The sequence below is a fragment of the Holdemania massiliensis AP2 genome (assembly GCF_000327285.1).
Taxonomy (GTDB): Bacteria; Bacillota_I; Bacilli_A; order Erysipelotrichales; family Erysipelotrichaceae; genus Holdemania; species Holdemania massiliensis.
The window spans coordinates 299,941-309,132 of record NZ_HE998568.1; the positions used below are offsets into that span (position 1 = coordinate 299,941).

The following is a 9,192-nucleotide window of genomic DNA, read 5'->3' on the forward strand; positions in this document are numbered from 1 at the left end:
TATAGAATCGTTCAGCGTTTTGGGGGCTTAGTTGAAGTAAACCTTGTCCAGGAATGCATTCAGATCTGAACGCAGCTGCTCGATTTCTTCTCCATAGTTTTCAGACTCATTGCCTGGTGTGCGGTCATTGACAAAGCGGCCGTAGTTCGTTGTTCCCCAGAAAGCTGAAGTATCATCATCAAAGACCTTGAAAGCGTTCATGTAGGTATCCCACTTTTCGTCTTCAATACCCACGCCGTCGCCGATATAGCCGCGTCCGCCGCCGAGGTAGCCGCAGTTCATGATCGTGAAGTAGCTCTTATCCTTTAACAAGCCTTCCAGACCGTTGGCTCCGTCCTGATACGCAAACTTCTTCGCAAAGACTTTCTCTTTATAACCTTTGACGATCGAGATTTCCGAGTCATGCCAGTTCGGATAAACAAAAATCAGATGATCAGCCTGACTGACCAGATCCTGTTCTGCCTTGATATCCGCCGTTGGCTCACCCTGGCCATCCTTCGCATAATAGAAATCCGCGGCGGAAAGAACCGGATTAAAGTTCATCGTGTATAAGTCGCGCATTTCGACTTCCATGCCTTTTTCTTCCATGTGTTTCATCGCTGTGCGGGCCATATCCCACAGTACGCTGTTATGGCGCGGATCGCCGATGATAAATAAGGCTTTTTCCTTATCGCTGTCGGTGAAGCCGGCGGGTGTATAATCCTGAATGTATGCTTCCTGTACAATCGAAGCTGAAGTCACGGAATCCACCGTAGGTCCGGTAAAGCCGTCAGTGGCCGCTGTTGCTTCCGGTGTCGCGGTAACTTCCGGAGTGGTTTCCGGAGTCGGGGTTGTTTCTGGTGTCTGAGCCGCGCAGCCAGCCAGCATCAGAACCGCGGTAAAAATGAGAATCAGTTTTTTCATGCTTTCCTCCTTGCGTTTTCCGAGTTTTGTGAGCAGGATCGTCCAAAAGCTCAGTTTCCGAGTTTTATGAGCAGGAAAAACTAAAAGCTCAGTTTTCGAGTTTAGCGAGCAAGAAAGAACTAAAGCTCCGCCGGAATATCCGGCTTCCGGCATCTATTGTAGCATAATTTCCAGCAATGTCAAAGCGCTCACAAAGCAGAAAACCGGCATTTCTGCCGGTTTTGATCAAAATTCACAGTTTTACAGAGAAGCTCTGAGTTCCAAAAGCATATCGCGCAGTTCGGCAGCCCGCTCGAAATCGAGCACCCGCGCCGCGTCCTTCATCTCCTTTTCAAGATTGTCGATCAGCTTCTGTTGTTCCTTCTTGCCCAGTTTGGACTTCTTCTTCATGTAGCGAGCCGCCATTTCCTGCGTTTCCTTGCCATGAATGGCCTCGCCGATCTCCTTGACAATCGTCGTCGGAGTGATGCCGTGTTCTTCATTGTAAGCGATCTGAATCGCGCGGCGGCGGTTGGTTTCCTCAATCGCCTTCTTCATGGAATCCGTCATCTTGTCCCCATACATGATGACCCGGCCATGGGCATTTCGGGCAGCTCGGCCGATCGTCTGGATCAGTGAACGTTCCGAACGCAGGAAGCCTTCCTTATCGGCATCCAGAATCGCAACCAGCGATACCTCCGGAATATCAATGCCTTCCCGCAGCAGGTTAATGCCGACCAAAACGTCATACTTGCCCCGGCGCAGATCGCGGATCGTTTCCGTCCGCTCCAGCGTCAGGGTTTCATGATGCAGATAGGCGACCTTCAGATCATTCTTCTTCAGATAATCCGTCAGATCCTCCGCCATCTTGACCGTCAGCGTCGTAATCAGGACGCGTTCGTTCTTTGTGATGCACTGTCGGATTTCATCCAACAGATCATCGATCTGTCCGTGCGTGGGCCGCACGGTGATTTCCGGATCCAAAAGACCGGTCGGACGGATAATCTGTTCCACCACTTCGCCATGAACCTTATCCAGTTCGTAGTTGCCCGGCGTCGCGGAAACATAAATTGCCTGATTGACCAGCGTTTCAAATTCTTCAAAACGCATCGGCCGGTTGTCCAGCGCACTCGGCAGCCGGAAACCGTATTCCACCAGCGTTTCCTTACGCGCCCGGTCGCCGTTGTACATTCCGCGGATCTGCGGCAGCGATACGTGCGATTCATCAACGACCAACAGGAAATCCTTAGGGAAATAATCGAACAGATTCCACGGACGCTGCCCCGCCGGACGGCCGTCGATATGCGAAGAGTAGTTCTCGATGCCCGGACAGACGCCGAATTCCCGCAGAGCTTCCAAATCGTAGCGGCAGCGTTGTTCCAGACGCTGCTTTTCAACAAGCTTGCCCTGCCGGTCCAGTTCAGACAAGCGCTGTTCCAGTTCTTCCTCAATTTCCTGACAGGCGCGTTCGATCTGATCTTTCGGCCGGGCATAACCGGAAGCTGGGAAAACATTATAAACCGTATAGGCGTTCTGCAGCTTGCCGGTCAGAGGATCGACTTCACAGATCCGTTCGATCTCATCGTCAAACATTTCAATCCGAAGCATGAAGGTATCGGTATGCCCCATGCTGACTTCAATCGTATCGCCGCGCACACGGAACGTTCCTCGTGCCCGATCCATATCATTGCGCTTGTATTGCCGGTCCACCAGCTTGCGCAGAAGGTCGTTGCGGTCAATATGCTCGCCGACGCGGATCGTAAAGAACATGTCGCGGTATTGGTTTGGATCGGAGGACGCATAAATACAGGCGACCGAAGCGACGATGATCGTGTCGCGCCGTTCCAGCACGGAGTTGACCGCGGCCATCCGAAGCATGTCCAGCTCATCGTTGGTCATCGCATTCTTTTCAATATAAGTATCCGTCTTCGGCATGTAGGCTTCCGGCTGATAGTAATCAAAATTGGATACGAAATATTCCACGCGGTTATGCGGAAACAGTTCCTTGAATTCGGAATACAGCTGACCGGCCAGCGTCTTGTTGTGGGCAAAAACCAGCGTCGGACGATTCACCCGTTCGATCACATTGCCGATCGTAAACGTCTTGCCGGTACCGGTAGCTCCCAGCAGAACCTGTTCTTTTTTGCCTTCCTGCAATCCCGCGACCAGCTTATCGATCGCCCCCGGCTGATCTCCGGTTGGCTTGTATTTAGAAACTAACTGAAAATGTTCATTCGCCATGGAGAATACTCACCGCCTTCTGCAGCTGATTATCAACGCTCTTATCCATCGACCAGCTGTACCGAACAGCGGAAACCAGCGACTGCAGCGTCGGGGCGTCCAGCTCACCGCTGGCTTCCAAATTGTGTTCAGATTGGTACTGCCGCAGCGCCTGAGTTGTAGAAACATCCAGATATCCATCTGTACGCTTTACCGCATACCCCAGAAAACTCAGCGCTTTCTGGGCCGAAGCCACATGCTCGCTGACCTGATCCTGAACATAACGTTCTGTTTCCTCCAGCATGAATGAGGACGCGGTAGTCTGCATAACCGGCGGCAGTTCCACAATCTCATCCGGCGTAATGCCTATCCCGTTAATCCATTCCTCATTCGGCGACAGCCAGCGGGAATTCGTGTATTTCAGAACCGAACCATCCGCAAACGGGCGCTGCACCTGCACGCTGCCCTTGCCATAGCTCTGCGTGCCGACGAGCGTCACATCCTCACGCTGTTCCTTTAACGCCAGGGTCAGGACTTCTGAAGCACTGGCCGTATCGCCGTTTATCAGAATGACGATTCCCTGAATATTTTCAAGCTGACCGGCGGTCGTATGACTCTCCACGCGCCGGCCATCCTTATATTCCTGCGTCATGATCAGCGTATCTTCCGGCAGAAACAAGCTCGAAACACTGACCAAAGCATCCAGATATCCGCCGCCGTTATCGCGCAGATCCAGAATCAAATGCTGCAATCCCTGCTCGCTCATCATCTTTAAATAGCGTTCGCATTCCATGCCGGTCGTCGATCCGAAGGAGATAATCTCCAGATATCCCAGCGTATCGTCCAGCATTTCGCCATAAACCGTATTGTTGACTTCGCCGCGGATGATTTTCATCGTGACCGGCTCGTTGTTGCGCAAAACCTCCAGCTCGACCTCAGTCCCGGCTTCCCCGCGGACTAAATCGGCGACTTCATCGCTGGGCAAATCGGTCAGCACCTGACCATCTGCCTTCAAAAGAATATCGCCGACCTGAACGCCAGCCTGATATGCCGGGGAATCAACAAAGACGCGGGTCACAATTTTGGGACCGGAAGCGTTGTACTGAATTCCAATTCCGACGAAGTTGTTGTCAATCGCGGTCGAAAACGCCAGCGTCTGTTCCGCCGACATATACGTCGTATGCGGATCCAGCGCCGAACTGCTCATGCCGTAGAGAGCGCTGTCGATCAGATCCTGTTCGAGATTTTCATCATCCTTGCCGAAATACCATTCATTTTTCATAATACTGTAAATGGAGTCCAGCTTTCCCTGGGCAAACTTGCCGGTATTGGCGGGACTGCCGACTCCGGAAGAAGAAGAAACGGGATGCAGAGTACCGCCTAACAAAAAGCCGACGATAAAAACGACCGCCAGCGAAGCGATCATCAACGCGCTCACCTGCCGCCGGCGCTGACGCTGGCGCATCTCATCCGGCCACAGATGGCGCTCTAATTTAATTTTAACTGTTTTCTTTTCATTTTCACTCATTCGGGTCACCTCAGTTTTTTTATTTTACCACAGTTCTGCCTGCGGGCCTGACCTCTCTGTTATTTTGAACAGATTTTCATCTTCTAAGCATAAATTGGCTTTAACTTTTTTCAAGTTCCAGTATAGCATAAACGCCGCAGCTTGAAAAGCACAAGGCCCCGACCCGGCCGTATTGAAGGAATAAGCTTCGGCTGGATCAGACAAGCTTGCTTCATGCGGTCCTCCTGATTAAACAAGGACGCCTGCGCTTTGTTCAACGTCCTGTTTGCAAAAAAGCGGCATCCCGGACGAACCCACTTCTTACAGATTTTCTTCCTCCGGCGCAGCCGGGATCAGACAGATTTGATTTTTGCCTTTTTGCTTAGCCTGATACAAAGCCTGATCGGCCCGCTTCAATACCGCTTCATAATCACGTTCCTGAGGTGAAACCATCACGATGCCGACACTGATATGCACGGTTGTCTGCTGATCAATCCGCGTCAGAAACCGCTGCGCAATATCCCGGGCTTCCTGTTCCTGCTTCAGATTATTCAGCCAGACCGTAAACTCATCGCCGCCGTAGCGGCTGACAATATCATGACTGCGGACACTTTCGCGTAAAACCCGGCTGACGCTGATCAGCACGCGGTCGCCTTCATCGTGTCCGTAATGATCGTTAATCGTCTTGAAGTCATCGACGTCAATGAACAGACAGGCACACAGCGTATGGCGGTTCTCTTTTAAGATGCGGGATGCCTGCCGCTGTGCCATCAATCGGGTATAGACGCCGGTCAGCGGATCTTTCTGCGCTTCCCTGACCCGCCGCTGAAAATACAGAATCAAATAAACTCCCGTGGCCGCCAGCAGAATGACGATCAGCAAGATCGCGGCAAGCACGCCGAAGGCGCTGGCGCTCATTTCCTGCAGGATTTTCTCATGCGCATCCATCACCACCAGCGAACAGATATACCAATCCTGAATTCCTACCGGTTCATAGTAAAGCAGCCGCAGCTGGCCGCCATTGTAATAAGTCAGCGTGCCGCTGTTGCCGGCCAGAACTTCACTGCGCATCTGTTCCACAAGATCATCCGATTTCAGCTTCATCGTTTCCAACATTTCATAAATAGTTGCGTAGCGTTCCATCCCCGCATAAGAGGAGATGAGTTGCCCCTGCGGAGTGAAGACCAGCGTCGCCTTGGCCTTGGGATTGGCGTAATTGTTAAGTGAAGCGCCCAGAGCCGTGGTTGTAATCTCAGCGCAAACCGCTCCCTGGACTTCTCCCTGGCGGATCATCGGTACGGTCAGCACGATGCTGTCCTCTCCCTCCGGCGTCGTCAGAGGCCCGGAAATTGTCGTTTTCCGCTGCATTGCCGCCTGAAAATATTCACGATTGCTGATATCCATGACCGCCTGCTTCGCATACGTCAAATTTCCCCGCGCATCCGCAACGCCAAAGCGCATTCCGTCCACGCTCTCCCAATTCAGGATCTTCTGCCAGTTTTCCTGTCCTTCCGCGTCCGGAACATCGCTGATTTCAGCGATCGTTTCCAGCCAGTACAGCCGATTTTGAATGATTTGATCGAAATATAATTTATCGGACTGAGTGGTTACGACAAGATTGTTCACCGCCTGCGTAAATAATTTTTCCTGCAGGCTCTGATAAAAAATTCCCATGACTCCCAACAGTGCCGCAATGAGAAGCCCGGCCGCCAAGATGCCGGAAACCGGATATTCCTTCTTGTTCATAACGTTCCTCTTTTCCTGCCGCTGACATTATCTTAATCTTACCATTTCCTAACCGCGGATTCAATCCGCTTCGGCAAGGATTGTGAACAACTGAACTTATCGTATTTTCCCCTGCCGCGGCAGGACAGGGATTGTATGCTATAATAAAAGAAAACAGGAGGAATTTTATGTTTAAAAAATGTGTCATCCTGGAACCGGTCGGGATGAATGAGAATGCCCGGCTGCGGGTTAACGATCTGGCTGAAACAGTCATTGAGTATCCGGATTCGCCGGGGGATGAGGATGAAATCATCCGGCGGATCGGCGATGCGGACTGTCTGCTGGTGAGTTGGAAAACGAATGTCGGCGCTTCGGTGCTGAAAGCCTGCCGCCAGCTTCGCTACATTGGAATGTGCTGCAGTCTGTACTCGGAAGCCAGTGCCAACGTCGATATCGCAGCCGCGCGAGAACTGGGCATCACTGTTACCGGCATCCGTGATTATGGGGATGAAGGCGTCGTCGAATATGTCCTGTATGAACTGATCGGCTTCCTCAATGGTTACCGGCAGCCATCCTTCAGACCCATTCCGCTGGAGCTGACGGATTTGAAGGTTGGAATTCTCGGCATGGGTACGACCGGCCAGATTATTGCCCGGGGTTTGATGCACTTTGGTTCAAAGATCCAATATTACAGTCGGACCCGCAAACCTGAACAGGAAGCACAGGGCATGGTTTATCAGCCGCTGGACAGCCTGCTTGAGCACAACGACGTCATCTGCGAATGTTTGAATAAAAATGCCATTGTCATGGGATGGGAACAGTTTCAGCGGCTGGGCGATCACAAAATCGTGTTCAACACATCGATCGGTCCGGGACATGATCCTGAAGCTTTGAAGCGGTGGCTGGCTTTGCCAGACACGCATTTCTTCTGCGACAGTGAACGGGCATTAGGCGATCTGACGCTGCTCGATCATCCGCGGGTGCGGTGTTTAAGAACCTCTGCCGGCAATTCCGTACAGTGCATCGAACGGCTGGGGCAGAAGGTCTTAGCCAACATGGAGAATTTTCTGCAAGCTCAGTCCGACGAACATTCGGTTCAATAACGCGAAGTCAAGAAAAGTCCGGGGAAATCTGCAGTGCGGATCCCGGACGTTTTTATTTATAAACTTTCAGGTTTGCGTTCATCCATGATTCAAAGACAAAACCTGAGCGGTTTTGCCAAAGAAAAAAACGCTCTGTTTCTGACAGGAAATCAATTTCCGTCCTACCGCAGCCGCGTTTTTTTTCTCTTCGCAAGGAAACGGATTGGTTTTTAATCTATCCCTTTCCTGCTGTTTTGTCAATTACCGGTTTGCTTAGTATCCGAAAACGGTTTCCGGTTTTACACGGCAAGGGGCTCCGACATTAGAGCACAGCCGGTTTAATCCTGCCGCTCCCCAGCCGGCGCCGAAGGCCAGATCACCGCTCCAGCTGCTGGCATAGCTTTCCAAGGACATGGTTCCCAGCTTGAACACTTCCACATGCACGTGAGCGCCGGTCACATTGCCGGATTTGCCGATGGTTCCGATCTGATCCCCGGCATCGACCACTCTTCCGGTTGGCGCCGGACTTCCCGGACTCATATGCAGATATTTAACGGCATAGGTCACGTTGTTGATGCTTGTCAAGAGGTACACCTGATTTCCGCCGCCGCGGCTGCCGCCCTGGGCTTCGCCGCAGGAATTGCCGATGTAGCCATCGTTGGAACAGCCGTCCGCACTCGCCAGCACAACGCCGTTGCCGGCCGCAAAAATCGGTGTTCCGACACCCGCCGCAATATCCATACCCAGATGGACTCCGCCATTGACATTCAGGCCATAATGCCAGGTTCCGGCGGACAGACGGCCGCTGTTTGTCGGCCGGGTAAAGCCGCTGGAAGTCAGAATTGAACCCAGTCCTAAGGAGCTGAGCATGCCTTTCAGCTCGCTCAGGCTGCCTGAAATCTGATTGCCCTGCGCTTCCAGTTCCGCTGCTTGTTCTTCATATTTCTTCTGCGCCAGCTCCGCCGTCGCTTTTAAGCTGACAACCTGGCGCTTCTTGGCTTCGACATCCGTCTTGGTCGCTTCCAGCTCTTCCTTTTCAATGTTGAGCTGTTCTTTGTCGGCATTCAGCTGATCCATCAGCGTCTTTAATTCTTCCAGCGATTTCTTATCATAATTCATGATGTCGTTGACGCCCTGAATCCGCCGTAAAAGCGAAGTGAAGTCCTCTGCGCCCATCAGAAAGTCCAGAAATTGATTGGTATGCAGCGTCTGCTGGGATCGCACCAGCCGCTGTTCCACCTTTTCCCGCAATGCGTTAATTTCGTTTTCCTTTTGCAGAATCTGTTCTTCCAAAGCGGCAATCGAAGCTTCCTTTTCTACAATTTGAGCGTTTAAGGAATTGATCTGCGACTGCAGTGAGGAAATCTGTGAATCATAGTTTCTGATTTCCTGTCCGACCTTCGCCAGATCTTCTTCGATTTCTTTGCGCTTCTTTTTGATTTCATTCAATTCGTTCTGCAGTTCATTGTTGCGCTTCGACGCGTAGTTCTGACATTCCGTCTTCTGCGCTTCGGACAAATCCGAACCGGAACACATTGTCAGATAATAAACATCCTCGTCCTCATCGGCCATGACCGGCAAGACCATGCCCAGAAGCAGGATGGCGCTCAATAAGATCAGTCCCAGTTTTTTCATCGTTTCCACCTCAGATATTTTGTTACCGACATGAAGCTGCCGATCAATCCGACCGCCATCCCGATGCCTAATAAGATTAACGACAGCTGCAGCACAAATGGATGCGGCGGCGTCAGCTTAAACATCTCTGAAAACAGCACC

Annotated in this window: 6 protein-coding genes; 1 reads left to right on the top strand and 5 read right to left on the bottom strand. The window is 51.7% G+C overall.

Annotated features, from left to right (window positions below; all coding sequences use genetic code 11):
- Positions 1-27: 27 nt before the first annotated feature.
- The 4 genes from BN162_RS09260 to BN162_RS17905 form a co-directional block, all read right to left on the bottom strand.
- Positions 28-903 carry an NAD(P)H-dependent oxidoreductase gene (locus BN162_RS09260; protein ID WP_020224811.1) on the bottom strand — a complete coding sequence of 292 codons (876 nt, stop codon included), beginning with the start codon at positions 901-903 and terminating at the stop codon, positions 28-30.
- 240 nt (positions 904-1,143) lie between these two features.
- Complete coding sequence (uvrB, locus tag BN162_RS09265) at positions 1,144-3,123, bottom strand: excinuclease ABC subunit UvrB (protein ID WP_020224812.1); 1,980 nt, start codon at positions 3,121-3,123, stop codon at positions 1,144-1,146.
- The gene (locus tag BN162_RS09270) at positions 3,113-4,630 is read right to left on the bottom strand and encodes a S41 family peptidase (protein ID WP_020224813.1); all 1,518 of its coding nucleotides are present in this window, start codon (positions 4,628-4,630) and stop codon (positions 3,113-3,115) included. The genes uvrB and BN162_RS09270 overlap by 11 nt, the downstream gene beginning before the upstream one ends.
- 300 nt (positions 4,631-4,930) lie before the next feature.
- A complete protein-coding gene (locus BN162_RS17905; protein WP_020224815.1) occupies positions 4,931-6,355 on the bottom strand; it encodes a sensor domain-containing diguanylate cyclase in 1,425 nt (474 codons plus the stop codon).
- Positions 6,356-6,522: 167 nt separating this feature from the next.
- Between BN162_RS17905 and BN162_RS09285 the strand changes: the two genes are divergently transcribed.
- Positions 6,523-7,437: a D-isomer specific 2-hydroxyacid dehydrogenase family protein gene (locus BN162_RS09285; RefSeq protein WP_020224816.1), complete on the top strand. Its 915-nt coding sequence runs from the start codon at positions 6,523-6,525 to the stop codon at positions 7,435-7,437.
- 252 nt (positions 7,438-7,689) lie between these two features.
- Here BN162_RS09285 and BN162_RS17910 read toward each other — a convergent pair whose 3' ends face one another.
- Positions 7,690-9,051 (bottom strand): murein hydrolase activator EnvC family protein, encoded by a 1,362-nt coding sequence (locus BN162_RS17910; protein WP_020224818.1) that lies wholly within the window; start codon positions 9,049-9,051, stop codon positions 7,690-7,692.
- Positions 9,052-9,192: the final 141 nt, after the last annotated feature.

Excerpts from the sequence above, each read along its gene's own strand:
- BN162_RS09260 (WP_020224811.1), bottom strand. The coding sequence starts at position 903 with ATGAAAAAACTGATTCTCATTTTTACCGCGGTTCTGATGCTGGCTGGC.
- uvrB (WP_020224812.1), bottom strand. The coding sequence starts at position 3,123 with ATGGCGAATGAACATTTTCAGTTAGTTTCTAAATACAAGCCAACCGGA.
- BN162_RS09270 (WP_020224813.1), bottom strand. The coding sequence starts at position 4,630 with ATGAGTGAAAATGAAAAGAAAACAGTTAAAATTAAATTAGAGCGCCAT.
- BN162_RS17905 (WP_020224815.1), bottom strand. The coding sequence starts at position 6,355 with ATGAACAAGAAGGAATATCCGGTTTCCGGCATCTTGGCGGCCGGGCTT.
- BN162_RS09285 (WP_020224816.1), top strand. The coding sequence starts at position 6,523 with ATGTTTAAAAAATGTGTCATCCTGGAACCGGTCGGGATGAATGAGAAT.
- BN162_RS17910 (WP_020224818.1), bottom strand. The coding sequence starts at position 9,051 with ATGAAAAAACTGGGACTGATCTTATTGAGCGCCATCCTGCTTCTGGGC.